The sequence below is a fragment of the Roseisolibacter agri genome, assembly GCF_030159095.1.
GTDB lineage: Bacteria > Gemmatimonadota > Gemmatimonadetes > Gemmatimonadales > Gemmatimonadaceae > Roseisolibacter > Roseisolibacter agri.
This window is the reverse complement of the sequence record NZ_BRXS01000001.1, coordinates 219,761-245,605: the sequence shown is the minus strand read 5'-3', so window position 1 is coordinate 245,605 and position 25,845 is coordinate 219,761. Positions and strand designations below refer to the sequence as shown.

The 25,845-nt window shown below is 73.6% G+C and carries 18 protein-coding genes; 8 read left to right on the top strand and 10 right to left on the bottom strand.

All coding sequences use genetic code 11. The features are described 5' to 3' along the window. The first annotated feature begins 114 nt into the window (after positions 1-114). Together rosag_RS01055 and rosag_RS01050 are read left to right on the top strand one after the other, a co-directional pair. Positions 115-963, top strand: coding sequence for a PPK2 family polyphosphate kinase (locus rosag_RS01055; RefSeq protein WP_284348144.1), 849 nt, complete (start codon positions 115-117; stop codon positions 961-963). Between the two features lie 184 nt (positions 964-1,147). Then, the gene (locus rosag_RS01050; RefSeq protein ID WP_284348143.1) at positions 1,148-4,474 is read left to right on the top strand and encodes a WD40/YVTN/BNR-like repeat-containing protein; all 3,327 of its coding nucleotides are present in this window, start codon (positions 1,148-1,150) and stop codon (positions 4,472-4,474) included. Positions 4,475-4,766: 292 nt separating this feature from the next. Here rosag_RS01050 and rosag_RS01045 read toward each other — a convergent pair whose 3' ends face one another. Both rosag_RS01045 and aceK read right to left on the bottom strand, forming a co-directional pair. Continuing rightward, complete coding sequence (locus rosag_RS01045) at positions 4,767-5,168, bottom strand: hypothetical protein (protein ID WP_284348142.1); 402 nt, start codon at positions 5,166-5,168, stop codon at positions 4,767-4,769. A gap of 368 nt (positions 5,169-5,536) precedes the next feature. Continuing rightward, positions 5,537-7,291 (bottom strand): bifunctional isocitrate dehydrogenase kinase/phosphatase, encoded by a 1,755-nt coding sequence (gene aceK, locus rosag_RS01040; protein WP_284348141.1) that lies wholly within the window; start codon positions 7,289-7,291, stop codon positions 5,537-5,539. Between the two features lie 206 nt (positions 7,292-7,497). Here aceK and serA point away from each other — a divergent pair, with 206 nt between their 5' ends. The 4 genes from serA to rosag_RS01020 all read left to right on the top strand — a co-directional run bounded on the left by serA (position 7,498) and on the right by rosag_RS01020 (position 12,520). After that, positions 7,498-9,084, top strand: coding sequence for a phosphoglycerate dehydrogenase (serA, locus tag rosag_RS01035; RefSeq protein WP_284348140.1), 1,587 nt, complete (start codon positions 7,498-7,500; stop codon positions 9,082-9,084). A 7-nt stretch (positions 9,085-9,091) separates the two neighbouring features. After that, the gene (locus tag rosag_RS01030; protein WP_284348139.1) at positions 9,092-10,477 is read left to right on the top strand and encodes an FAD-binding oxidoreductase; all 1,386 of its coding nucleotides are present in this window, start codon (positions 9,092-9,094) and stop codon (positions 10,475-10,477) included. Between the two features lie 262 nt (positions 10,478-10,739). Continuing rightward, positions 10,740-11,408, top strand: a complete 669-nt coding sequence (locus rosag_RS01025) for an HAD-IB family phosphatase (protein ID WP_284348138.1) — start codon at positions 10,740-10,742, stop codon at positions 11,406-11,408. Continuing rightward, positions 11,405-12,520, top strand: coding sequence for a pyridoxal-phosphate-dependent aminotransferase family protein (locus rosag_RS01020; protein WP_284348137.1), 1,116 nt, complete (start codon positions 11,405-11,407; stop codon positions 12,518-12,520). The genes rosag_RS01025 and rosag_RS01020 overlap by 4 nt, the downstream gene beginning before the upstream one ends. A gap of 6 nt (positions 12,521-12,526) precedes the next feature. Here rosag_RS01020 and rosag_RS01015 read toward each other — a convergent pair whose 3' ends face one another. The 5 genes from rosag_RS01015 to rosag_RS00995 all read right to left on the bottom strand — a co-directional run bounded on the left by rosag_RS01015 (position 12,527) and on the right by rosag_RS00995 (position 21,399). Beyond that, positions 12,527-13,132 carry a Uma2 family endonuclease gene (locus rosag_RS01015; protein WP_284348136.1) on the bottom strand — a complete coding sequence of 202 codons (606 nt, stop codon included), beginning with the start codon at positions 13,130-13,132 and terminating at the stop codon, positions 12,527-12,529. Positions 13,133-13,181: 49 nt separating this feature from the next. Beyond that, positions 13,182-15,368 (bottom strand): beta-glucosidase BglX, encoded by a 2,187-nt coding sequence (gene bglX, locus rosag_RS01010; RefSeq protein WP_284348135.1) that lies wholly within the window; start codon positions 15,366-15,368, stop codon positions 13,182-13,184. 184 nt (positions 15,369-15,552) lie between these two features. Further along, a complete protein-coding gene (locus rosag_RS01005; protein WP_284348134.1) occupies positions 15,553-17,010 on the bottom strand; it encodes a glucoamylase family protein in 1,458 nt (485 codons plus the stop codon). Further along, a complete protein-coding gene (locus rosag_RS01000; protein ID WP_284348133.1) occupies positions 17,007-19,979 on the bottom strand; it encodes a TonB-dependent receptor in 2,973 nt (990 codons plus the stop codon). Before rosag_RS01000 ends, rosag_RS01005 begins: the two co-directional genes overlap by 4 nt. A gap of 160 nt (positions 19,980-20,139) precedes the next feature. Beyond that, positions 20,140-21,399 carry a DmpA family aminopeptidase gene (locus rosag_RS00995; RefSeq protein ID WP_284348132.1) on the bottom strand — a complete coding sequence of 420 codons (1,260 nt, stop codon included), beginning with the start codon at positions 21,397-21,399 and terminating at the stop codon, positions 20,140-20,142. A 121-nt stretch (positions 21,400-21,520) separates the two neighbouring features. Between rosag_RS00995 and rosag_RS00990 the strand changes: the two genes are divergently transcribed. Beyond that, a complete protein-coding gene (locus rosag_RS00990; protein WP_284348131.1) occupies positions 21,521-22,525 on the top strand; it encodes an L-threonylcarbamoyladenylate synthase in 1,005 nt (334 codons plus the stop codon). 164 nt (positions 22,526-22,689) lie between these two features. Next, positions 22,690-23,316: a DUF4382 domain-containing protein gene (locus rosag_RS00985; protein ID WP_284348130.1), complete on the top strand. Its 627-nt coding sequence runs from the start codon at positions 22,690-22,692 to the stop codon at positions 23,314-23,316. A gap of 314 nt (positions 23,317-23,630) precedes the next feature. On the opposite strand, the gene rosag_RS00980 is transcribed toward rosag_RS00985, so the two are convergent. The 3 genes from rosag_RS00980 to rosag_RS00970 are packed head-to-tail and all read right to left on the bottom strand — an operon-like array spanning position 23,631 to position 25,844. Continuing rightward, positions 23,631-25,049: a sensor histidine kinase gene (locus rosag_RS00980; RefSeq protein ID WP_284348129.1), complete on the bottom strand. Its 1,419-nt coding sequence runs from the start codon at positions 25,047-25,049 to the stop codon at positions 23,631-23,633. 8 nt (positions 25,050-25,057) lie between these two features. Continuing rightward, the gene (locus rosag_RS00975; RefSeq protein ID WP_284348128.1) at positions 25,058-25,435 is read right to left on the bottom strand and encodes a response regulator; all 378 of its coding nucleotides are present in this window, start codon (positions 25,433-25,435) and stop codon (positions 25,058-25,060) included. Positions 25,436-25,442: 7 nt separating this feature from the next. After that, entirely contained in the window at positions 25,443-25,844 is a 402-nt protein-coding gene (locus tag rosag_RS00970) for an Hpt domain-containing protein (RefSeq protein ID WP_284348127.1), read from the bottom strand. Position 25,845 lies beyond the last annotated feature (1 nt).

The window sequence follows — 25,845 nt, the reverse complement described above, 5'->3', positions numbered from 1 at the left end:
AGCGATCCGCACGATCCGTTCAGATCCGAAGCATCCGTACTCCCCCAGTAGTCAAAGAGCCTGGCGCGACGGTGCCGGACACACCGCACGCAGCAGCCCTCCGACCCCCATCGCATGCACCTCGACCCGATCGCGCACAACGCCCGCGTGCGCCTTCCCGACAAGCTGGCCCACCCGCCGCGCGGCGTGCCCGAGGGCCTGGAGCTGGAGGAGGCGACCGCGCGCGCCCTCGACCGCGTGGGCGACCTGCAGCAGCGGCTGTACGCCGACGGCCGGTACGGCATGCTGGTCGTGCTGCAGGGGCGCGACGCCTCCGGGAAGGACGGCACGATCCGCAAGGTCTTCGGCGCGTGCAGCCCGCTCGGCCTCCACATCGCGGCGTTCGGCGTGCCGAGCACCATCGAGCGAGGCCACGACTTCCTGTGGCGCGTGCACCAGCAGGTGCCCGGGCTGCGCTACCTGGGTGTCTTCAACCGCTCGCACTACGAGGACGTGCTGGTGGCGCGCGTGCGCGGGCTCGTGCCGAAGAAGGTGTGGAAGGCGCGCTACGACCAGATCAACGCGTTCGAGGCGACGCTCACGGCCGCGGGCATCTCGGTGCTCAAGTTCTTCCTGCACGTCTCACGCGAGGAGCAGGGGCGACGGCTGCTGGAGCGGCTGGACGAGCCCGAGAAGCGGTGGAAGTTCGATCCCGGAGACCTGGACGACCGCGATCGCTGGGACGACTACACCGAGGCCTACGAGGACGCGCTGTCGCGCTGCAGCACGCCCGACGCGCCCTGGTTCCTCGTGCCCGCCGACGACAAGCGGGTCCGCGACTACCTGATCGCGCGCACGCTGCAGCGCGCGCTGAAGGGGCTCGACCTGCGCTACCCCGAGCCCGACTACGACGTCGCCGAGTGCCGCGCGCGGCTGCTCGCCGGCAAGGGCGCGCCCCCCGAGCCGGCCGACGTGGCGCCCTGAGGTCCGGCCGACGCCGCATTGACCGCGGCTGCGCGCGGGCGCACCGTCCCGGGACGGCTCGGGACCGGGGGCGCTCAACAGCCCCCGCCCCGCGCGCGTACAGTCCGCGTCGGCCGGCCCCAGGCCCGGGTGCCGCCGAGAGCCGCCCACGCGGGCGGCGCGTCCCCATCCCACCCCTCCGCGCATGCGAGCACCCCGCCTCGCTCCCGCGCTCGCCGGCCTCGCGCTGGCGGGCGTCCCTTCCCTTGGCGCCCAACCGGTCACCAAGGACGCCCCGGCGACGCGCGCGACGTCGACCAGCGCGACGTCCGGCGCGCCCCGCAGCGCCGCCATGATCGACTCGGCGATGCTCGGCGCGCTGCGCTGGCGCCCGATCGGCCCCGCCAACATGGGCGGCCGCGTCGCCGACGTGGAGGGCATCCCGTCGCCCTCCAAGACGTTCTACGTCGCGGCGGCCGGCGGCGGCATCTGGAAGACGACGAACAACGGCACGACGTTCCGGCCGATCTTCGACGACCAGCGGTGCATCTCGATGGGCGATCTCGCGATCGCGCCGAGCGACACCAACGTGATCTACGCCGGCACGGGCGAGCCCAACTCGCGCAACTCGATCTCGCCGGGCTGCGGCATCTTCAAGTCGACCAACGGCGGCCGCAGCTGGACGTTCATCGGGCTGCCGAAGTCCGAGCACATCGGGCGCATCGTCGTCGACCCGCGCGACGCCAACGTCGCCTACGTCGCGGCGCTCGGCCCGGCGTGGCGCAGCGGCGGCGAGCGTGGCCTGTACAAGACGACCGACGGCGGCGCGACGTGGACGCTCGCCAAGAGCGTCGGCGAGAAGGCCGGCTTCGTGGACGTCGAGCTCGACCCGTCGAATCCCGACGTGGTGTGGGCGGCGAGCTACGAGCGCGTGCGCGGCCCGTACTTCCTGCAGTCGGGCGGCCCGGGCTCGGGCCTCTGGAAGTCGACCGACGCCGGCAAGTCGTGGACGGCGGTGAAGGGCGGCGGGCTGCCGACGAGCATGCTCGGACGCATCGAGATCGCCATCGCGGCGAGCGATCCGAAGACCATGTACCTCATGGTCGAGGCGGACACGATGCCGAACGCCGAGAAGGGGAAGAAGGCGCAGACGAAGCCGAGCGGACTGTATCGCTCGCAGGACGGCGGCGCGACGTGGGAGCGCACGAACAACGAGAACGTGCGCCCCTTCTACTACTCGCAGGTGCGCGTCGACCCGAAGAACCCGAGCCGCGTCTACTGGTCGTCGACGCCGGTGAAGGTCTCCGACGAGGGCGGCAAGAACGCGCGCAACGCGACGGTCGGCATCCACGTCGACCATCACGCGATGTGGATCGATCCCGTGGACCCGCAGCGCATGATCGTCGGCAACGACGGCGGCGTCGCGATCAGCTACGACCGGGGCGGAAGCTACAACTTCCTGAACCACATCCCGATCGGGCAGTTCTACAACATCAGCTACGACATGGCCACGCCGTACCGCGTGTGCGGCGGCCTGCAGGACAACGGCTCGTGGTGCGGCCCGTCGCGGCGCCGCAACGGCCCGGTGACGAACGCGATGTGGGCGACGGTCGCCGGCGGCGACGGCTTCGTCACCGCGCAGGACCCGACCGACCAGAACACCGTGTACGCGGAGTCGCAGGGCGGCAACATGTCGCGCGTCGACCTGCTGACCGGTGAGCGCACCGCGCTCGTGAAGCCGCAGTGGCGCAGCCGCTACATGCAGTGGGAGGACTCGATCCTCACCGAGCGGCCGGACACGACGCAGCCGCTGACGGCGGACCAGCGCCGCCGCCTCGCCGACTTCCGCGCGCGCCAGCGCGCCGACTCGGCGGACCTCGACATCCGGTGGAACTGGAACACGCCGTTCTTCCTGTCGTGGCACAACCCGCGGGTGTTCTACACGGGCGCCAACCGCGTGCTGAAGAGCACGGACCGCGGCAACAACCTGTACTTCATCTCGCCCGACCTGACGACGAAGGACGCGGAGAAGATCCGCGTCTCGACGCGCACGACGGGCGGCATCACGGTCGACGCGACGGGCGCCGAGACGTTCAGCACGATCGTGTCGCTGAACGAGTCGCCGGTGCAGGCGGGCCGCCTGTACGCGGGCACCGACGACGGGAAGGTCTGGCTGACGCGCAACGACGGCGCGACGTGGGACGACCTCACGGGCCGCTTCCCGGGCGTGCCGGCGGGCACGTACGTCAGCCGCATCGAGCCGAGCTGGAAGGACACGGCGGTCTTCTACGTGACGTTCGACAACCACCGCCGCGGCGACTTCACGCCGTACGTCTACATGACGCGCGACGGCGGCCGCAGCTTCCGCTCGATCGCCGCGAACCTGCCGACGGGCGGGCCGAACTTCGTGCACGTGATCCGCGAGGATCCGGTGAACCCGGACCTGCTGTACCTCGGCACGGACGTCGGCGTGTACACGTCGCTCGACCGCGGCGGCAGCTGGCAGCCGTTCATGACCGGGCTGCCGACGGTGCCGGTGCACGACCTGCGCATCCACCCGCGCGAGCGCGAGCTGATCGCGGGCACGCACGGGCGCGCGATCTGGATCGTGGACGTGGCGCCGCTGCAGGAGATGAGCACGGCGACGCTGGCGAAGGCGACGCACGTGTTCGCGCCGAAGACGGCGTTCCAGTACGGCGAGGTGCCGATGGAGGGCCAGAGCGCGGGCCACCAGTACTGGGCCGCGCCGAGCCCGGCGTACGGCGCGCTGGTGTCGTACCGCATCGCCCCGGGCGCGAACGTCAGCGGTCCGGTGCGCGTCGCGATCCTCGGCCCGATGGGCGACACGCTGCGCGCGTTCCCGAACGCGCCCAGCACGCCGGGCGTGCACACGCTGCTGTGGGACATGCGCGGCCGTCCGGCGGCGCGCACGCTGTCGCCGGCCGAGCGCCGCGACTCGATCGACCAAGCGCGCCGCGCGATCGCGGTGGTGGACTCGCTGGTGAACGAGAAGATCGTCCCGGCGCAGATGGCCGGGCAGATCAAGGACGCGCTGAACGGCGGCCCGCAGGCGCTGCAGCAGCTGGCGGCGCGGTTCGGCGCGGGCGGCGGCGGTGGCGGCGGCGGCTTCGGCGGCGGTGGTGGCGCGGGCGCCCGCGGGACGATCCAGCCGGTGGGCTATCCGCGCTGGACGGAGCGTCCGGGCGAGACCACGGGCGGCGGCGGCGCGGGCGCGCGCGGCGAGGGCGCGTCCGAGGCGGCGGGTGAGGGTGGCGCGCCGGCCGGCGGCATGGACCAGGGCGCGATGTCGCAGGTGTTCCAGGCCATCCAGGCGGCCTCGCGCGGCCGCGGCCAGGGCGGCTTCGGCGGCCGTGGCGGCGGCGCGCCGCTCGTCCCGACCGGGACGTACCAGGTCGCCGTGACGATCAACGGCCAGACGACGAAGGTGCCGCTGCGCGTCGAGCGCGTGAGCGGGACCGACGCGTCGGGTCCGGCGTTCGAGGAGGAGGACGAGGAGGGGCACGAGCCCTGACCGACGGCGCGATCACGCGATCGCGCTGCGGACCGCGGGCTGCGGGCTCGACCTCCGGGTCGGCTCGCAGCCCGCGGTGCGTTCGGGGCCTGCCTGGTTTCCCACGCGGCTTCGCGCTGGACCCGAACGGCAAACAGCAGCAAGGATCAAAGTCTGAGAAGATCTGATAACGACGGATGGCTCCACGTGGTGGCGAGGGATCTCGCACTCCACCGGAGCCATCCGTCGTTATCAGATCTGTTCAGATCTTCATCCTTGCAATGCCGTTCGGGTCCGGCGCACCGCAGCAGGCCTACCGGTCCCCCAACGGCGGCCGGTCCATCAGCGCCAGCAGCGCGGCGGCCGGCAGCGACTGCCAGTCGGCGGGATAGTGCCACACGCGGCGCACGATCCCCTCGCCGTCGAAGAAGAGGCAGCGGGCCCCGCGGCTGCCCGGGATGCGGCGCGTGTCGCGCTCGAACACGCGCCACTCGTCGCCCGTGCGCTCGTCGAAGACGCGGCGCACCACCTCGCGCTCGTGCTCGGGATCGCCGGACGAACCGTTGTGGGGGCCCGTGTCCTCCCGCGGCAGCGCGGCGCGGACCGGCGCCGGCCGGTCGGCACTCCCCGGATCGCCGCGCGGCGCGCGATCGCCCGCACTGCGCTCGCCCGCACTGCGCTCGCCCGCGGCGTCGGCGGCGACGGTGCGCGGCACCAGGCGATCGACGTACGCCTCGCGGGGCGGCAGGGTGGTCGGCTCGCGGTGGGCGGCGGACGACGCACGGTCGTGCGCGGACTGCTCTAGATGGAATCGGCCACCGCGCGCACGGGGCGAGCGGTCGTCCGGTGATTCAGACTGCGCCATGACTCGACGGCTCCAGCCGGCACGGCGCCCCAGTGGTCGCCGAGTCCGGGCCGGTCGCTCCCGAAGCCCGGCAGATTGCATACCGTGCGGCGTGACGGAGGTCGCACGCCCCGCCTCCCACGGTTCTCCCACGGTTCTCCCACGTTGCCGGCCAGCCCCGGCCGCCCGACCCCCGCGGTCCGTCCCCCGTCGGTGGCGCGCGGCGTCCCCCTCGTCGGTCAGGACCCGAGCGCGCTTGGGCCCAGCCGCCGCTCGTCTCGATACGGGAGCGTCTCCACCAGCTCGCCCTGGCGCAGCCGCGCCTGCGTCGCCTCCCACCAGCCGGGGTCGAGCAGGTCGGCGTGGCGCGAGAGGAAGGCGTCGCGCAGCGGGCCGGTCGGCAGCGTGAAGCGCGCGAACTCCTCCGGGAAGACGTCGTGCTCGCCCACCGCGGGCGTCTCGCCGCCCCAGCCGTCGTCGTCCGGCAGCGGGAGGAAGCGGCACTCCTGCAGGTCGGCCAGCTCGTCGTAGTCGTAGAAGATGACGCGGCCGTGGCGGCTGACCCCGAAGTTCTTGAGCAGCAGGTCGCCGGCGAAGATGCCCGCCAGCGCCAGCTCGCGGATCGCCTGCCCGTAGTCGAGCGCCGCCGCGGCGGCCGCGTCGATCGGCGCGGTGCGGACGTACACGTCGAGCGGGATCAGCCGCCGCTCCGTGTAGCAGTGCCGCAGGAGCACGCGCTCCCCGTCCCCCTCCCCCTCCACCCGCAGCACGCTGGGCGCCGCCTCCAGCAGCTCGGCCAGCAGCGGCTCGGGGAAGGTGCGCCGCCGGAAGACGAGCCCCTCGAACTCCTGCGCGTCGGCCAGCCGCCCCACGCGGTCGCGCACGAAGACGAAGTGGTAGCGCTCCATGACCTCGCGCCGGGTGGTGCGCTTGGGCGCGCCGAAGCGGTCGCGGATCAGCTTGAAGACGACGTCCAGCGACGGGAGGGTGAAGACCTCCATCACGAGCCCCTGCACTCCCTCCGCGCGGGCGAAGCGGGCCCGGCGCCGCGCCAGGTGCGACCGGAGCGTCCGGAACAGCTCCGTCTTGGCGTGGCGGTGGTAGCCGATCGCGGTGTACAGCTCGTCCACGCGCTTGCGCGGCAGCACCGACGTGAGGAAGGCGACCAGCGCGCGCGGCCGGTCGGTCTCGACGTGGAAGTACGACCACGCGAAGCCGAAGACGATCGACGCCTCGTCCTCCGTGCAGAGCACCGCGTCGGCCGCCACGCCCTCGGGCGGGTGCCGCAGCGCGACGATCAGCGGGCAGGTCGTGCCGCCGCGCGACAGCCGGCCGACGAGGTAGGCCCCGTGCCCGCGGAAGAACGGCTCCGCCACGATCTCGCCAGCGTCGGGCCAGCCACCGAGCACTTCATGCGCCCGCGCGTCGAGCGCGTCGGCGAGGCGGCGCACGTCGCGCGCGTGGTCCGCCCACCGCGGCCCCGCCGGCCCCTCCAGCGGCGCCGGGCCGGCCCACCGCGCGAGGATCGCGTCCGCCACCGCCGCCGGCCCGTCCTCGACCGGCAGCCGCCGCGCGACCGCCGCGATCTCCTCCGCCGTCGGCCCGGCCGCCGCCCCGCGCACGAAGTGCAGCTCCGCGTCCAGGCCCACCGTCGGCAGCCCGCGGCGCGCCAGCGAGTTGTAGAACGACTCGGCGACGTCCTGGTCGGGGCGCCCCGCGACCTCCGCGGCGTAGGCGTCGCGCACCGCCCGCCAGAGCGCCCGGTCCCCCTTCCCCGCGCCGAGCATGCGGCGCGCGTCGGCCGCCGCCTGGTCGATCCACCGGTACCACAGGGCGAGTCGCGCCTCGGCGTCGGCCTGCGCCCCGCTCCAGTCGCGCGTCGCGAACCGGACGCCGGCCCGGCGGGTGGACCACCGGAAGTCCTGCGACCAGGCGTCGTACGCGGCGCGAACGAGGCGGGCGAGGGCGAGCGCGGTGGACGATCTGATCGACACCGGAAGACGGAGAGGCGGAGGACGGAACGGCGGAAGACGGGACCGCGTGATACGATAGTGCGGACGACATGCACGCCGGGTGCTTGTAGCTTGCGGCAGAGAGGCACGAAGGTCCGACCCACCGTCTCACGCCCCATCGTCCTCCGCGTCATCGTTTTCCGCCGTTCCGTCCTCCGCCCCTCTGCAAAGTGACGTTCAGGGTATTGGTGACAGACGACATCGACCGCGACGGCATCGCGCTCCTCGAGGCCGAGCCCGCGCTCCGCGTGGACGAGGTGCCGACGCTCCCGGTGCCGGCGCTGATGGAGCGCATCGGCGACTACGACGCGATCATCGGCCGCAGCGCCACGCGCATCTCGGCCGAGCTGCTGCGGCACGCGCCGCGGCTGCGGGTGGTGGGGCGCGCGGGCGTCGGCGTCGACAACGTCGCCATGGACGTCGCCACGGAGCTCGGCGTCGCGGTCATCAACGCACCCGCGGGCAACACCGTCGCCGTCGCGGAGCTGTTCTTCGGCACCGTGCTCGGGCTGCTGCGGCAGCTGCCGCGCGCCTGGGAGACGATGCGCGAGGGGAAGTGGGACCGCGCGTCGCTCATGGGCGCGGAGCTCAAGGGGCGCACGCTCGGCATCGTGGGGCTGGGGCGGATCGGCGGCGAGGTGGCCACGCGCGCGCACGCGTTCGGGATGGAGCTCGTCGCGTTCGACCCGTACGTCGCCGACGCGCGCTTCGCGGCGCTGCGCGTGCGGCGCGCGCCCACGCTCGACGCGCTGCTGGACGACGCCGACATCCTCACCGTCCACACGCCGCTGAACGACGAGACGACGGGGCTCATCGGCCGTCGCGAGCTGGCGCGGCTGCGCGCGGGCGCGATCGTCGCCAACCTGGCGCGCGGCGGCATCGTCGACGACGTGGCGCTGCAGGCCGCGCTGGAGAGCGGGCACCTGAAGGGCGCGGTGCTCGACGTCTACGCACGCGAGCCGCTGTCGCCCGACCATCCGCTGCGCCAGGCGCCCAACGTCGTGCTGACGCCGCACATCGGCGCCAACACGGCGGAGGCCCAGCGCAACGTCGCGGTGGACGTGTGCGCGGCGGTGCGCGACGCGCTGCTGCGCGGCGAGCTGTCGCGCTCGATGAACGTCGCCGCCGTCGCCGGCGAGTGGAAGGAGCTGCAGCCCGCGATGCTCGTCGCGCGCCGCGCCGCCGCCGTCGCGCGCGCCATCCTCGCCGACATGGGCGTGCGCGCGGTGCAGCGGCTCACCGTGCGCTGCGGCAGCGCGATCGCGGGCGGCCGCGAGCTGCTGCTGAGCGCCGCGGCGCTGGGCGCGGTCGAGGGCGTGATCGAGCACGACCGCCTGAACCTCATCAACGCGCGCGCGCTGGCCGAGGGGCGCGGGCTGGAGCTGACCGCGGGCGAGAGCGGCATGCTGCCGCCGAACGCGCTCGAGGTGTCGCTGCGCGGCGCGATGCAGGAGCTCACCGTCGCGGGCAACGCGCCCGCCGACGGCGGCCCGCGCCTCACGCGAATCGGCGCCTTCCACGTCGACGTGAACCCGCGCCAGACGCTCATCGTGCTCACCAACCGCGACGTGCCCGGCGTCATCGGGCGCGTCGGCACGCTGCTGGGCGACGCGCAGGTGAACATCGCCGAATACCACCAGGCGCGCATGGCGCAGGGCGGCGAGGCGCTGGCCGTGATCTCCGTGGACGGGCACGTGGACGCGAGCGTGCGGCAGCGGCTGTGCGAGCTGCCCGACGTGCAGGGCGCGTCGGTCGTGCAGTTCCGCGGCGCGTGAGGAGCGAGTGAGCGCGGCCCTCGTCACCGATCCCGCGATCCGCGCGGGCTTCGCGCAGGACGCGTCGGGGCTGCACCTGGTGCCCGACGCGGTGGCGCGCCCTGCGTCCGCCGAGGAGGTGGTGGACGTCCTGCGCGCGGCGCACGCGGCGCGCACGCCCGTCACCGCCGCCGGCGCGCAGACGAGCTACGTCGGCGGCTCGATCGCCGACCGCGGCGTCGTGCTGTCGCTGCGCGCGCTGGACCGCGTCGTCGACCTCGACCCGGCCGCGCGCACGATGCGCGTGCAGCCCGGCGCGCTGCTGGGCGACGTGAAGCGCGCGGCCGCGGCGCACGGCCTCCTCTTCGCCCCCGATCCCACGAGCGAGGAGGAGTCCACGCTCGGCGGCGCGATCGCGTGCGACTCCAGCGGCGCGCGGTCGCTCAAGTACGGCGCGACGGGGCCGCACCTGCGCGCGCTCACCGTGGCGCTCGCGGACGGCCGCGTGATCGAGGTGCGGCGCCCCGCGATGGAGAAGAACGTCGCCGGCTACGGTCCCGTGCACGACATGCTCGACTGGTTCGTCGGCAGCGAGGGCACGCTCGGCGTCGTGCTGGAGGCCGAGCTGCAGCTGCTGGCACTGCCGACCGCGGTGACGGGGCTCGGCATCCCGTTCCGCGCGGCGGCGGACGCGCTGGCGTTCATCGCCGCGGCGCGCACGGCGCGCGACGCCGGAGCGGAAGGCGTGAACCCGCGCTGCCTCGAGTACCTGGACGAGAAGGCGTTCGCGATCGCGCGCGACTTCGTCGGTGGCTCGTGGGCGACCGACGCGCGCGCGTACGTCTACACGGAGGAGGAGGCGTTCGGCGAGGCCGAGCCGCCGCTCGATGCGTGGCTGGCGCTCGCCGAGGCGCATGGCGCGCTGACCGACGACATCCAGGTGTTCGAGGGCGAGGCCACGCTGCGCGACGCGCGGCGCATGCGGCACGCGGTTCCCGCGACGCTCAACGAGCGCGCCGCGCGCTACCGCGCCGAGGGTGGGCGCAAGGTCTCGACCGACTGGGCGGTGCCGTACCGCCGCCTGCACGAGGCGCTGCAGGCCGCCGACGCGATCGCCGCGACGTTCGGCGTGGCGCCCGTGGCGACCTTCGGCCACGCGGGCAACGGCCATCCGCACCAGCACTTCCTCGCCCGCGACGCCCACGAGCTGGAGACCATCGAGCGCGCCGTGGACGCGACGCTGCGCCACGTGCTGTCGATGGGCGGCACCGTCGCGGCGGAGCACGGGATCGGGAAGCTCAAGCGCCGTTGGCTGCCGCTACAGCTCTCGCCCGCGCAGCTCGCCGTCATGCGGGCGGTGAAGCGCGAGCTGGATCCGCTCGGGCTCCTCGCGCCAGGGAACGTCTTCGAATGAATGCTGCGTGCTGCGCGGCCTGCACTGACGCGCCGGACCCCATTTGCCGCTTGGGAGGATGCGGATGCTCCGGATGAGAACGGATCCTTCGGATCGTCCCGCGTGGCGGCGACGTCCCATGCGCCGAGGCGGAGCGATCCGTCTCATCCGTTCCGATCCGGAGCATCCGCATCCTCCCCAATAGGCCACAAGTCCGGCGCACCGCCGCGTCTCGAGCGGCCGTGCACGCAGCACGCAGCCAGCCACCGAAAGCACCATCGCGATGACCCGATTCAGGTCCGTCTTTCTCGACGTCGACTCGACGCTCTGCGGCGTCGAGGGCATCGACTTCCTCGCGCAGCGCCGCGGCCCCGACGTGGCGGCGCGCGTCGCCGAGGCGACCGATCGGGCGATGCGCGGCGAGATCGCGCTCGACGCCGTCTACGGCGAGCGCATCGCGCTCGTGCGTCCCGGCCGTGAGGACCTGATCGCGCTCGCGCGCGCGTACGCCGACGCGCTGGCGCCCGACGCCGTCGAGGCGATCGCCTTCCTGCGCCGCGTGGGCGTGCACGTGGCGCTGGTGAGCGGCGGCATCCGGCAGGCGATCCTTCCCGTGGCGCGCGAGCTGGGCTTCGCGCTCGACGACGTGCACGCCGTGGACGTCGTGCTCGACGGCGGCGGCAGCTACTGGTCGTACGACGCGGGCTCGCCGCTGACGCGGCAGGACGGCAAGCGCGACGTCGTCGCCGCGGCGCTCGCCGGTGGCGTCGCCCGCCCCGCGCTCGCCGTCGGCGACGGCTCCACCGACGTCGCCATGCGCGACGCGTGCGACGCGCTCGCCGCATTCACCGGATTCGCGCGCCGCGACGTCGTCGTGCGCGCCGCCGACCACGAGGTGGCCTCGTTCGAGGACCTCGTCGCGCTCATCATGGACGAGGAGACCACCGCATGACGACCACCACGATGCCCGACACCACCTTCGGCACCTTCTTCCTCCCCGGCCCCACCGAGGTGCGGCCCGAGGTGCTGCAGGCGATGACGCGGCCGATGATCGCGCACCGCGGCCGCGAGTTCGAGGCGATGTTCGCGCGCATCCAGGAGGGGCTGCGCGAGGTGTTCGGCACCGCGCGTCCCGTGTTCGTCAGCTCGTCGTCGGCGACGGGGCTGATGGAGGCCGCGGTGCGCGGCGTGCCGCAGGGGCCGATCCTCTCGGTGGTCAACGGCGCCTTCAGCGAGCGCTTCGCGCAGATCGTGCGGCAGACCGACCGCGAGCTCGACGTCCTCGACGTCGAGCCGGGCCAGGTCGCGACGCCCGACGAGGTGGCCGCGCGGCTGCGCGCGCGCCGCTACACCGCGATGACGGTCGTGCACTCGGAGACGTCCACCGGCGCGCTGCACGACGTGCGCGCGATCCGCGCCGTCGCCGCCGAGGCGGGCGTGCCGTGCCTGGTGGACAGCGTCACCGGCGTCGGCGGCGCGGAGCTGCGCTTCGACGACTGGTCGCTGGACCTCGCGCTCACCGGCTCGCAGAAGGCGCTGGCGATGCCGCCGGGGCTCGCGTTCGCGGTCGCGTCGGAGGGCTACATGGCGAACGTGACGCGGGCGTCGGCGCGCGGGCTCTACTTCGACCTCGCCGAGTTCGAGGAGTACGTGAAGAAGAACCAGACGCCCAACACGCCCGCGACCTCGCTGCTCTACGCGGCGGAGGTGCAGCTCGCGCACCTGCGGGCGGAGACGATGCCCGCGCGCTGGGCGCGCCACGCGGCGATGGCCGCGCAGACGCACCGCTGGGTGGACGAGCGCGCGGCGCGCTTCGGGATCGGGATCCTCGCGCCCGCGGGCCATCGCTCGCCGACGGTGACCGCGGTGACGGTGCCGGACGGCATCACCGGCGACGACATCGTGCGCGCCGTGAAGGCGCGCGGCTTCACCCTCGGCAGCGGCTACGGCACGGTGAAGACGCGCACCTTCCGCGTGGGCCACATGGGCGACCACACGCCCGACCGGCTGGCGGCGTGCCTCGACGCGACCGAGGACGCGCTGGCCGAGCTGCTGGGGCGCTAGTCCCCGCTAGACCAGCGCCTCCTCGCGGACCACGCGGAGCGGCGGGTTCTCGGGCCACTCGACGCGGGCGTACAGCTCGCGCAGCGCGATCGACGCGCCGATCGTCGGCAGGTCGAGCGTCGCGTCGAGGCCCGAGACCTCGTGAAGGATCCAGCGTTCCCCGTCACGCTCGAACACCTCGACGCGCGGATGGTCCTGCGAGACGAGCACGTAGGTGCGCAGCGACTCGAGCTCGCGGTAGAGCGCGAACTTCTCGCCCCGGTCGTAGGCAGCCGTCGACGGGGAGAGCACCTCGGCGATCAGCGTCGCGTCGAGCAGCGTGTCCCGGCGCTCGTCGTCGTAGCGCGCCGGCCCGCACTGCACGAACACGTCGGGGTACGTGTAGAGTCCGTTCGCCAGGACCTTAAGGCGCAGGATCGTGATGAACGCCTCGCAGTCGCGCCCGACCTGCGCATTGAGCGCCGCCCCCAAGTCGAGCACCAGGCGGGCGTGATTCGGCGAACCGCCGCTCATCGCGTAGATCCGCCCACGGTAGTACTCGCTCCGCGTCTCCGCCGCCCGCTCGCGGCGGAGGTACTCCTCGGGCGTGATGTACGGCTCGGGCGTCCTCATGGCCCCACCATACGCTCGGCCAGGCCCGCTCGGCAACTCGGCCGGGGCATCAGCGATACGCGGGCGGCGCGGGCGCGACGACGACCGTGTCCCCGCTCAGCCGGAACCGCCCCTCGAGCGTCGCGGCCGAGCTGCCGCCCGCCCACACGGTGAACGAGCCCGGCTCCACGACGCGCCTGAGATCGAGCGCCGTGAACGCCAGGTGTGCCGGCCGCAGCGTGAAGCGCACCGTGCGCCGCTCGCCGGCGCCGAGCGTCACGCGCTGGAACCCCTTCAGCTCGCGCACCGGGCGCGTGACGCTCGCCGCGTCGTCGCGCACGTACAGCTGCACCACCTCGTCGCCCGCGCGCTGCGACGTGTTGGCGACCGTCACGCTCACCACCAGCGAGTCGGCGGTGCGACCTTCCGCCGGCAGCTGCAGGTCCGAGTACGCGAACGTCGCGTAGCTCCGCCCGAAGCCGAACGGATACAGCGGCGTCCACGGCAGGTCGATGTACTTGCTCGTGTAGTGGTTGCTCTCGGCGGCGGGGCGGCCGGTGTTCTTGTGGTTGTAGTAGATCGGCACCTGTCCCGTCGCGCGCGGCACCGTCACCGGCAGGCGCCCGCCCGGGTCGGCGTCGCCGAGCAGCACGTCGGCCAGCGCGTTCCCGTGCTCGACGCCGAGGAACCAGCTCTCGACGAGCGCGGGCATGCTGTCGGCGAGCCACTGCACCGCCAGCGGGCGCCCGTTCAGCAGCACCGTCACCACGGGCTTGGACGGATTTGCCGCGCGCGCGGCGCGCAGCACCGCGCGCGCGAGCGCCAGCTGCGCCCCCGGCAGCTCGATGGACGCGCGGCTGGACGCCTCCGCGCTCATGTCCTGCCGCTCGCCGAGCACCAGCACCACCGCGTCGGCCGTGCGGGCGGTGGCGCGCGCGGCGGCGAAGCCGGTCGTGTCCATCGTGTCCGCCGGCGCGCCGCGGACGTGCGTGATGCGCGCGTTCGGGAGCGCGCGCCGCAGACCCGCGAGCGGGCTCACGACGTCCTCGGGCTTCCCGGCGCCCCACCAGTTGCCGAGCGCCGACTTGGGATCGTCGGCGAGCGGGCCGATGACGGCGAGCGAGCGCAGCGTCCTGCGCAGCGGGAGCGTCGGCGCGGCGCCGCTGGCGCGGTTCTCGAGCAGGACGATCGCGTTCCGCGCGATCTCCCGCGCCGCGCGGCGGTGCTCCGCGGTGAGCAGCACGCGCCGCTCGCGCGCGCTGTCGCTGAAGCGGTACGGATCGTCGAACAGCCCGAGCGCGTGCTTGGCGCGCAGCACGCGCACGACCGCCGAATCCACGGCCGCCTGCGGCACACGCCCCGCGCGGATCTCGGCCGCGAGCGTGTTGCGGTAGAGGGTGCTCGACATCTCGATGTCGACGCCCGCGCGGATGGCGCGCGCGGCGACGGTGGCGGAGTCGCCCAGCCCGTGCGGGATCAGCTCCGCCACGCCCGTCCAGTCACTCACCACCAGCCCGCCGAAGCGCCAGCGGTCGCGCAGCACGTCCTGCAGCAGCCAGCGGCTGCCGTGCGCCGGCGTGCCGCCGATCTCGTTGAACGACGCCATGATCGTCGCCGCGCCGGCGCGGATCGCCGCCTCGAACGGCGGCAGCACGACGTCCCACAGCGTGCGCTCGGTCAGCTCGACGGTGTTGTAGTCGCGCCCCGCCTCCGCGAAGCCGTAGCCGGCGAAATGCTTGGGCGTGGCGAGCAGCACGTCGGTGGACGGCGGCGCGGCGCCACCGAGCATCGCCGGCTCGCCCTGGAAGCCGCGCACCTGCGCCGCGGCCATGACGCTGCCGAGGAACGGGTCCTCGCCCGCGCCCTCGACGATGCGCCCCCAGCGCGGGTCGCGCGCGATGTCGACCATCGGCGCGAACGTCCAGTGCACGCCCGCCGCCGACGCCTCCACCGCCGCGATGCGCGCCGCGCGCGCCGCCGCCGCCGAGTCGAACGTCGCCGCCATCCCGAGCGGCACCGGGAACACCGTGCGCCAGCCGTGGATGACGTCGAACGCGAACAGCAGCGGGATCTTCAGCCGCGACTGCATCGCGATCTCCTGCAGCCGCCGCGTGTCGCGCACCGAGTAGATGCTGAGGAACGAGCCGATGGCGCCGGCGCGCACCGCGGAATCGGCGGCCGGTGGCACCGCGGGCCCCGTCTGCCCGGACGCGCCCGGGAACATCGTGAGCTGGCCGAGCTTCTCCTCGGGCGTCATCAGCGCGAGCAGCGAGTCGGCGACGCGCTGGGCGCGGGGGGAGGTCAGGCGGGCGGCAGTCTGCGCCCCGGCAGCTGACGTCGCGACGCAGCCCGCGATCAGCAGGCAGCCCAGCGTCGAGCGTCGAGCGTCGAGGGATCGGGGTCTCTCGACGCTCGACGCTCGACGCTCGACGCTCGCCCTCTCAGCACTTGCCATCGAGCCATCCTCCAGAGAAGCCCGCGCGACAGAGTCCGCGGATCACGTACGGGTTCTTCCGCATCAGTCGCCACACCAGCTCCGACCGCTGGTTCTCGAGCATCGCGAGGATCGGCCCCTGGTCGATGCCGAGGTAGTCGCCGTCGAACCATCCCTTCCCGGGCACGATGCGTCCGTGCTGCAGCCGCGGCCCCGGCTCGCGCAGCGTCGGGTTGAACGCGTCGAGAAAGCCGTAGCGCTGGAACAGGTCGTCGCCGTAGCGGCGGCGCATGGCCAGCAGCGACGGGATCACCACCTCGGGCGCGAAGGCGATCGAGCCGCCCGCGGCCGTGGGGACGATCGTCCCGTCGTCGCTGATCTCGTCCTTCCCCGCTCCGCGCGCCCAGTACGTGTGGAAGCGGCGTGCCCGTCCGTCGATGGTGAGCGTCGAGTCGAGCGGGCCGTCGCTCGCCGTCAGCCCCCACACGTCGGCGGAGTAGTCGCGCCATCCGTTCGGGTTGTCGATCGCGTACTGCCGCTGCGACAGCGTGGCGCGGCGCGAGTTCTCGTGGTAGTCGATGCCGCGTCCACGCATGTACGCGTCGCGGATGCCGCGGAAGTCGATCCAGACGTGCGAGTACTGGTGGCCGAACAGCGGCGCGAACTGGATGAACTCCTGCCCGTGGAACGTGTCCCACTGGTACGTCGCGGCCCACCGCTCCCACGCGCCGTCGGGCAGCGGGTGCGTCGGGGAGCCCAGCGCGAGCACGTAGAGGAGCATCGCCTCCATGTAGCCGCGCCAGTTGTCGAGGATGAAGCCGTTCGCGTCGTGGCGCGGCAGCCCCTGCTCCGGGTGCCACCCCATGCTCACGAGCGGGCGTCCCGCCTGCGCCCACGCCCAGTCGACGCGCCGGTAGATGCTGTCCGCGAGCGCGCGCACCTCGACGTCGCCCGCGTCCGCGCGGTCGAAGTACTCGCGGCAGGTGAGCGCGCCCGCGAGCAGCAGCGCCGTGTCGATCGTGGAGAGCTCGACCTGCCGGAAGCGCAGGCCGGTCTCCATGTCGAGGAAGTGGTAGAAGAAGCCGCGATGGCCGGTGACGCCGGTGGATGCAGGCCCCTGCGGCGCGTCGCGGAAGAAGCGGAGCGTCGTCAGCACGCGGTCGCGCGCCTGCTCGCGCGTGACCCAGCCGCGCTCCACGCCCACCGGATACGCGGTGAGCGCGAAGCCGACCGCGGCGACGCTCGAGAAGGACTTCGTCGGCCAGCGGTCGGGGGTCAGCCCGTTGCGCGCGTTGGTGGTCTCCCAGAACCAGTCGAACGTCCGCCGGCCGAGCGTGTCGAGGAACGCCTGCTGCTCGGCCGTCGGCTGATGGCGGGGCGCGGGCGCCGTCGCCGGCGGGGGCGCCGGCCGGCACGCCCCCACCGCGATCACGAGGCCCGCGACCCGCGCGAGCGCGCGGCTCACCGTCCCCCGGTCTCGGCGCCGCGATAGGCGTAGCGGAGCCCCAGTTGGAGCCGCGTGCCGAGCCCCGCGCACCCCGGCGTGCCGTAGTTCGGGTTCGCCTGCCCGGCCGGCGGGATGGTGGTGTTGAAGCAGCCGTAGTTCGCGTTGTTGAACGCGTTGAACAGGTCGGCGACGACGCTCACGCGGTTGCCGCCGGCGAGCGAGAGCGCCTTCTCGAGGCGCGCGTCGACCTGCTGGAAGGCGAACACGTGCCCGAGGCCGAGGAACGGGCGCCCCGGCGGCGTGAAGGTGTACGTCACCGCCTGGAACTGCCCCGTGCCGAGCGTCTGGTCGCTGGCGTTGACCGTGATGCCGCTGGCGAGGTTGACGATCGTCGAGAAGGTGATGTCGGCCGGCAGCCGGAACACGCCGTTCATCACGATCTTGTGCCGCTGGTCGCCGGGCGCGCGGCGGCGCGGACGGTCGGCCACCGTCGGGTACTTCTCGTCGAAGCCCCAGAACAGGTCCGTGCTCTGCCCCTGCTCCTCCGCCCTGCCGAGCGTGTAGGCGACCGAGCCGCCCCACCGCTCGGTGCCGCGGATCGGCTTGTCGACCTGCAGCTGCACGGCGTCGTACCACGTCTTCACGCGGTCGTCGGTGATGAACACCGCCGCGTAGTTCTGCCGCGCCGCGCCCGGCGTGCCGATGGTGTACGCCGCGCGGATGAAGTTCATGAAGTTGCGCCCGCGCACGCCGTTGTACGTCAGCGTCACGAGCGTCGGCCCGACCGACTGCCGCACACCGGTGCTGAACTGCTGCGTGCTCGGCGGGACGAGGTCGTTCTTGACGAGGAAGACCTCGGGGATGCCGACCGAGCCGGCGAGCGTGCGGAGCTGCGCCGGATCGTAGAAGCGGTCGTTCCACGCCACGCACCGGTTGCGGATGGCGGCATCGGTCTCCGCGGCGCACGCGGCCTGCGTCGCGCGGAAGCTCACCGTGTACACGCCGAACTGCCGCCGGAACTGCTCGTCCAGCAGGTTGTTCCAGACGGTGCGGTCGTAGTACAGGCCGTAGCCGCCGAAGAGCACCGTCCGCGTGTCGCCGAAGACGTCGAACGAGGCGCCCAGGCGCGGCTGCCACGCCTTCTTGTACATCGGGCGGTTGTCGCCCGTCGAGATGAAGTTGTCGATGCCCCCCAGCAGGTCGATCGTGCGCACCTGCTGCGTCGAGCTGCCGGCCGGGTTGGTCGGGTTCGGGATCGTCTGCCGCACGAACAGCTGCGAGTTGAGCGGCCCGCGCAGCGAGTCGGCCAGCGCCTGCGGCGTGACGTAGTCGTTGTTGATCATGTTCGTCTCGGCGTCCCAGCGGAGGCCGAGGTTCAGCACCAGCCGGCGGCCGATCGTCCAGTCGTCCTGCGCGTAGACGCCGAACTGGGTGTTGTCGTTCTTCACGTCCGGGTCGCCGAAGCCGAAGCCGGCCTCGAACGGGTAGGCGTACTGCTCGTCGCGCCGGTAGCGGAAGACCGGGTTCTGCGTGAAGGCCTTCTCGGCGCGGTACGTCAGGAAGTCGACGTTGCCGCCCAGCTTGAACACGTGGTCGCCCGCGAACTGCACGGCGCTGCGCGTGACGTCGTCGCGCAGCGAGATGCGGTTCTGGTCGAAGTCCTGCTGCGAGTCCTTGCCGCCGATGCGGAGGATGTTGTTGTACTGGCGCCCGACCAGGTCCCCGTTAATCCACGTCGGCTTCCACTGGTAGAGCTGCGTGGACACCTGCGCCTCGTTCAGCCAGCGGTCGCCGGCCAGCCGCCAGTTCGCGATGCCCGTGTAGACGTCGATGTCGAGGTTCTCGCGCGCCTCGTACGACGTCTGGCCGCCGAAGCCGCGGAAGTCGCGGTCCTTGCGCACGCTCAGGCTGGCGTCGATGGTGCTGTTGGCGCCCGCGTTCCAGGTCAGCTTGCCGAAGCCGAGGTGCGACAGGAACTCCTGCGCGAAGCCGCCGGTGTACGGCCGCAGCTGGGCGAGCAGAGCCGCCGGCGCGAAGGTGCTGTCGCCGCCGAACAGCACGTTCGCGGGCTCGCGTCGCTGATTCAGCTCGTAGGTGCCGAAGAAGAACAGCTTGTCGCGCACGATCGGGCCGCCGAGGCTCCCGCCCGCCTGCCAGCGCTTGTACTGCGGCCGCGGCCCGTTGCGCCCCGCCGTGAACGCGTCGCGCGACACGAGCGCGTTGTTGACGTTGAACCCGAACGCGCTCGCCTCGAGGGTGTTCGAGCCGCTGCGCGTGGTGGCGGTGATGATCGCGCTCCCGGCGCGCTGGTACTCCGCCTTGTAGTTCTGCGTGATGACGCGGAACTCCTGCACCGCGTCCTGCGGGAACGGGTTCCCCTTGCTCGCGTTCTGCCCGGCGACGCCGCCGGTCAGCACGTCGCTCTTGTACGTCGCGCCGTCGATGAAGACGTTCACCGCGTCGGCGGGCTGGCCGCTGGCCGCGAACGTCTTGTCGGTGCTGTTCACGTTCTGCGACGTGATGCCGGGCGCCAGCCGCGCGATGTCGAGGAAGTTGCGCTCGAAGTTCGGCAGGTTCTGGATCTGCTCGCGCGACACGTTGGTGCTGATCTCCGACGTGCGCGCCGTCGTCCCCTCGGCCTCCGCCTGCACGGTGACGGTCGTGAGCTGCACGGCCGCCTCGGACACCGACAGGTTGAGGTCCAGCGTCTGGCCGATCTGCAGCTGCACCGTGCGCGTCGCGGGCGCGAGGCCGACGCGGCGCGCCGTCACCGTGTAGCGCCCCGGCCGCAGCCCGCCGATGTAGTAGAAGCCGGCCGCGTTGGTGAGCGTGCCGCGCTGCTGGTTGGTGGCGACGTCGCGCGCCACGACCTGCACCTCGGGCACCGCGATGCCGCCCGCACCGGTGACGTAGCCGCGCAGGTTCGACGTCGAGGTCTGGGCGCGCGCGGCGCCCGGCGAGCCGAGCAGCACGAGCGCAGCCAGCATGGACGCGGCATGCAGGAGCGGCCGCGCGCGGCCGGCCGCCGGGCGGGACGGGAGCGGGAGTGCCGGCATCTGACGGTCTCCGGAGAGGGGGAGCCAGCAATACGACACGCACCAGCCCCGGAGCAGCACGCTTGGTGCCGCCACCCTCGCGGCCGCCCGATCAGCGCACGGCCGGCGCGCGCCCGTACTTCCGCAGGGCCGTCAGCAGTCGGTCCACCGGCAGCGCGGTCACGCGGTGCATGTCGGCGCCGGTCATCGTGTCGGCCGCCAGCAGCGCGTTGACGATCGCCTCCTCCGTCGCCTGCACGGTCGCCGCGAACAGCGGGTTGATGCGCGCGTTCGGCAGCATGCCCACGCGCGCGACGCCGGTGTCGGCGGCCGTCCCGGGGTTCGCCGTCGAGAAGGCGACGAAGATGTCGCCCGAGCTGTTCTCGCCGCGGCCACCCATGCGTCCCACGCCGAGCGAGGCGCGCGTGGCGATGCGCTTGAGCTGGTGCGGCAGCAGCGGCGCGTCCGTCGCGACGACGATGATGATCGAGCCCTGTCCGGCGGCGGCATCGTCGTCGTGCGGCACCGGTGGCGTGGCGGGCGCGGCGCCACAGCGCGGCGATCCGCGGCTGATCGTCGTGTCGGGCGAGTCGGTGCACGGCAGCAGGTCCGGGATCTCCTCGCCCACCGGCACGCCCGCCACGCGCAGCTCGCGCCGCGCGCCGTAGTTGCACTGCACCAGCACGCCCACCGTCCACCCGCCCTGCGCGGGCGTCAGCCGCCGCGACGCGGTGCCGATGCCGCCCTTGAAGCCGTGGCAGACCATGCCCGTGCCGCCGCCGACGTTCCCCTCGGCCGGCACCGCGCCGCCGCGCGCGCCGTCGAGCGCCGCGAGCGCGTGCTCGGGCTTCACGTGGAAGCCGTTGATGTCGTTCAGGAAGCCGTCGAACGTCTCCGCCACCACGGGCAGGCCCCACGGCTGGAGCCCCGGGCGCTTCACCTGCCACTGCAGGATCGCGTCGCGCACCACGCCGACGCTGTGCGTGTTGGTGATCGCGACCGGCCCCTCCAGCAGGCCGCTCTCCTGCAGCCACGTGGTGCCGGTCATCTCGCCGTTGCCGTTGAGCGTGAACCACGCGCCGAACACGGGGTCCGCGCTCGCGCGGCCGCGCGGATGCACGACCGTCACGCCCGTGCGCACCGGCCCGCGCCCCACCGTCAGACGCCCGCTCCCGCTGATCAGCGTCGTGTGCCCCACCTCGACGCCGGCGACGTCGGTGATCGCGTCCAGCGGACCGGGCGCGCCGCCGATCAGGGCGCTGATCCCGAGGTCGCGCGCCCGCGGCCGCGCCGGTGCGGCGGCGGTCTGCGCGAGCGCGAGCGTGGGCCCGAGCGCCAGCAGGAGGGTCGCACGGAGGATGGTGGCGGGCATGGGCGAGCGGGCGAGGGTCGGTGGCGGGAGGTCGAGCGCGTGCATGCGATACGGCGCCAGGCGGCGCCCTGTCAAGCACGCGCCGCTTCGGCGGGCCGCCGGCCGCGTGTAGCTTCCGCCCATGCGCCTGCTGACCGTCTCGCCGTCCACGCCCGATCCCGCCCTCGTCGCCGAGGCCGCGCACGTGCTGCGCGCGGGCGGGCTGGTCGCGTTCCCCACCGAGACGGTGTACGGGCTGGGCGCGCACGCGCTCGACGCCGCGGCGGTGCAGCGCATCTTCGCCGCCAAGGGGCGCCCCAGCTTCAACCCGCTCATCGCGCACGTCCCCGACGCCGCCGGTGCGCGCGCGCTGACGACGGCGTGGCCCGACGCGGCCGCGCGGCTGGCGCGCGCGTTCTGGCCCGGCCCCCTGACGCTCGTGCTGCCCAAGCGCGCGCACGTGCCCGACGTGCTCACCGCCGGCCTGCCCGCGGTCGCGGTGCGCGTGCCGGCGCATCCCGTCGCGCTGGCGCTGCTGCGCGCGGCCGCCCTGCCCGTCGCGGCGCCGAGCGCGAACCGCTTCACCGAGCTCTCCCCCACCACCGCGCAGCACGTGCAGAAGGCGCTCGGCGACCGCGTGGACCTGATCCTCGACGGTGGCGCGGCGAGCGTCGGCATCGAGTCGACGGTGGTGGACCTCACGGGCGCGCGCCCGACGCTGCTGCGCCCGGGCACCCTCTCGGTTGCCGCGCTGGCGGAGGTGCTCGGCGACGTGCCGCTGCCCGCGCCGTCGCCCGGACGCGAGGACGCGCCGCGGCCCGCGCCCGGCATGGTGGAGCGCCACTACGCGCCGCGCGCGACCGTGTGGCTGTTCGATGCGTCCGCGCGCGACGCGATGGCCGCGCGCCTCGCGCGCGAGGCGGTGGACGCGCGCGCGGGCGCGCTCCTGCTGTCGCCGTGGGACGCGCGGCCCGCGCCCGCGTTGCCGCTGCCGATGCCCGACGATCCCGCCGCGTACGCGCAGCGGCTGTACGCCGCGCTGCACCAGCTGGACGACGCGGGGTGCGCGGTGGTGCTCGTGGAGCGGCCGCCCGACACGCCCGCGTGGCAGGGCGTGCGCGACCGCATCGAGCGCGCGTCGCGCTAGCCGTCGGCCGCCGCGCGCACGTCCGCGGACACGGGCGTCACGCGCCGGGCCACGCGGCGGGACGGCGTGACGATGGTCACGCCGGCCTTTCGGGAAGGACACGATCCTGGTCGTGCAGCCGCGCCGCTGATGGCGTTGCCGCCCACTCTCAGGAGGACCAGCCGATGCCCCTCTCCCGTTCGATGCGACTCGGCGCCTGCGCGGCGCTCCTCGCCGGCTCCGCCATCGCGTGCGGCGACGACGCGTTCGTCGACGGCCAGACCGGCCCGCGTGGCTCGGGGCGCCTCGTCGTGCAGCTGACCGACGCGCCGTTCCCGTTCGACTCCGTGAAGAGCGTCGACGTCTACGTGGTGCGCGTCGACGCGAAGGCCGAGGCGACGGACTCCGCGGCCGCCGCCGTGGGCACCGCGGACTCGACGAAGGATTCCGGCGGCTGGGTGACGCTGGCCGAGCCGAAGGCCAAGTTCGACCTGCTGACGCTGCGCGACGGCAAGTTCGCGACGCTCGGCGAGAAGGGGCTGCCGGCGGGGACCTACAGGAGCTTCCGGCTCATCATCGATCCGGCGCAGTCGCGCGTGACTATGAAGAGCGGCGACTCCGTCGCGGTGCAGTGGCCGAGCGCGGGCCGCAGCGGGATCAAGCTGCAGCTGGCGAAGGACGTGACGGTCGGCAAGGACTCGACGACCGCGCTGCTGGTGGACTTCGACGTCGGCGAGAGCTTCGTGATGCGCGGGAACTCGCTGAAGAACGGGCTGCTGTTCAAGCCCGTGATCAAGGCCGCCACGCGCTGAGCCGACCGTGGTCCAGATCTGGTGGTAGACGCCGCGCTCCCCAGCGCGTCGAGCGCCGGCTCCCTCTCCCGAGGGGCCGGCGCTCGTGCTTTCGGGGTGTGGATTCGTGCGCCGCGACGGGGTGGCATGGGCGTGCTGCGGCTCCCAGTGATCGCGGCCGCTGCGGAGCCTCACCGCTGCGCGTGAGTCTCCTTGCTGCGATCACCGGTCGCCTTCGCGCGCCCGCGCCCTTCCCGCCCATACATCACTGTCGTCCCGAGTGTGCGCGCAGCGCACCGCGAGGGACCTCGGGGCTCGCCACGCGCGCAGCGCGCTCACCCCGCCCCGACCGTCTCCTCCACGCGCGCGGGCGCGGCCGCACGCGCCGGCGAGAGCACGATGCTGAACGTCGAGCCGACGTTCGGCGTGCTCTGGAGCGTGAGCTGGAAGCCCATCAGCTCGCACAGCGACCGGCTGATGGCGAGGCCCAGGCCCGTGCCGCCGAACTCGCGGCCGGTGGAGGTGTCGGCCTGCTCGAACGCCTCGAACACCGCCGCCTGCCGGTCGAGCGGGATGCCGATCCCCGTGTCCACGACCTCCATCCGCAGCGGCACGCCCGACACCGGGTCCGTGACGACGCGCACCGTGACGCTGCCGCGGCGCGTGAAGCGCAGCGCGTTGCTCACGAGGTTGACGAGCACCTGCCGCAGGCGCGACGGATCCGCCTCCAGCCGTGCGGGCGCGTCGGGCAGGTCGGCGTAGAGCCCGAGCCCGCGGCGGCGCGCGTCCTCCTCGAACGCGCCGACGACGTCGCGCACCAGCGCCTCCAGCGCCACCGTGCGCGAGTCGATGGCGATGCGGCCCACCTCGATGCGCGCGATGTCGAGCAGGTCGTCGATCATCGTCAGCAGGTGCATGCCGTTGTCGCGGACGCGCTCCAGGTAGGTGCGGCCGTCGTCGCCCAGATCCGACGCCCGCGTCTTCAGCAGCACGTTGGAGAAGCCGATGACGCTGTTGAGCGGCGTGCGCAGCTCGTGGCTCATGCGCGCCAGGAAGTCGCTCTTGGCGCGGTTGGCCGCCTCGGCCGACTCCTTGGCGTCGCGCAGCGCGCGCGCGGCGGCGGCGCGGCCCGCGAGGTCGCGGCGGATGACGTTGAGCACCAGCAGCCCGGCCGCGAGCGCGGTGGCGAGGCTGAGCGCGATGCTGCCGATGACCTGCCGCACCCACGCGCGCTCGCCCTCCGACTGCAGCACGAGGACGAGCTCCTCGTTGCGTTCGAGCTCGTCGATCAGCGTCCGGATGCTGTCGCTGAGCACGCGGCCGCGCCCCGAGCGCACGATCGCGATCGCCGATTCGAGGTTCTCGCGGCGGCGGTCGATGGTCTCGCGCAGGAGGCTGAGGCGGCGCCCGACCAGGCCCTCCAGCTGGTTGAGGCGCTCGCGCTGCGGCGTCCCCTCGTCGATGACGGCGCGGAGGCTCTCGACGTTCGCGTCGACCTCGCGGCGCGAGTCCTGGTAGGCCCGCAGGTAGGGCACGTCGCCCGTGAGCACGTAGCCGCGCGCGCCCACCTCGGCGTCGGCGACGCGCGAGTAGGTCGACTCCAGCAGGCGCAGCACGCGGTGCGTCTCGCTGACGGCGGTGGCCGTGTCGAGCAGCCGGTGCATGCTCTGGTAGGCCGCCGTGCCGACCAGCACGAGGAAGAGCAGCCACGCGGCGACGGCCAGCGCGACGGTCCGCCGGATCGACTCCGCCACGGGACGCGCTAGCCGCCGACGCGCCGCAGCGCCCGCTCGATCGCGCGCAGCAGCACCGTCTCGTCGAAGATGGGCTTCGCGACGTACTCGTCGAAGCCGGCCTCCAGCAGCGCCGCCCGGTCGCCGTCCATGGCGTGCGCGGTGAGCGCGACGACGGGCAGCTCCGCCAGCCGCTCGTCGGCCCGCATGCGCAGCAGCACGTCCAGCCCGCTGATGCCCGGCAGCGAGATGTCCATGAGGACGATGTCCGGCACCTCCCCGCGCCCGAACGCGGCCAGGGCGTCGCTCCCGTTCACGTACTCCCGCACGTGGTACAGGTGGCCCAGCAGCGCGCGCACGAGCAGGCGGTTGTCGGCGTTGTCCTCGACGACCGCGAGGACCTTCATCGTGCGCTCATCGCACGCCCGAGTCTGGAGGCAGCGCGTGCACGAGCCACGCGACCAGCTCGTGCACCGCCTGCTCCGCGCGGTCGATCGCGGGCGCGAGCCCGAACAGCTGCTCGGCGCGCGCCGCGTGCTCGACCTCGGCGCACAGCCGCGCGGCGCCGGTGCCGCCCAGCTGCGCGCTCGACGACTTGAGGCCGTGCATCGTGCGCACCAGCGTCTCGGTGTCGGCGGCGACCAGCGCCGTCCGGGCGGCGGCGAAGCGCTCCGGCACCGAGTCGGCGAACAGCGCGATCATCTCGCGCGCCAGCCGATCCCCGCCGAAGCGCCGCAGCCGGTCGATCGCGTCCTGCCCCTCGAGCGCCGCGGTCGCCGGGGTGGCGTCGACCGCGCCGGCGGTCCCCTGGATCACG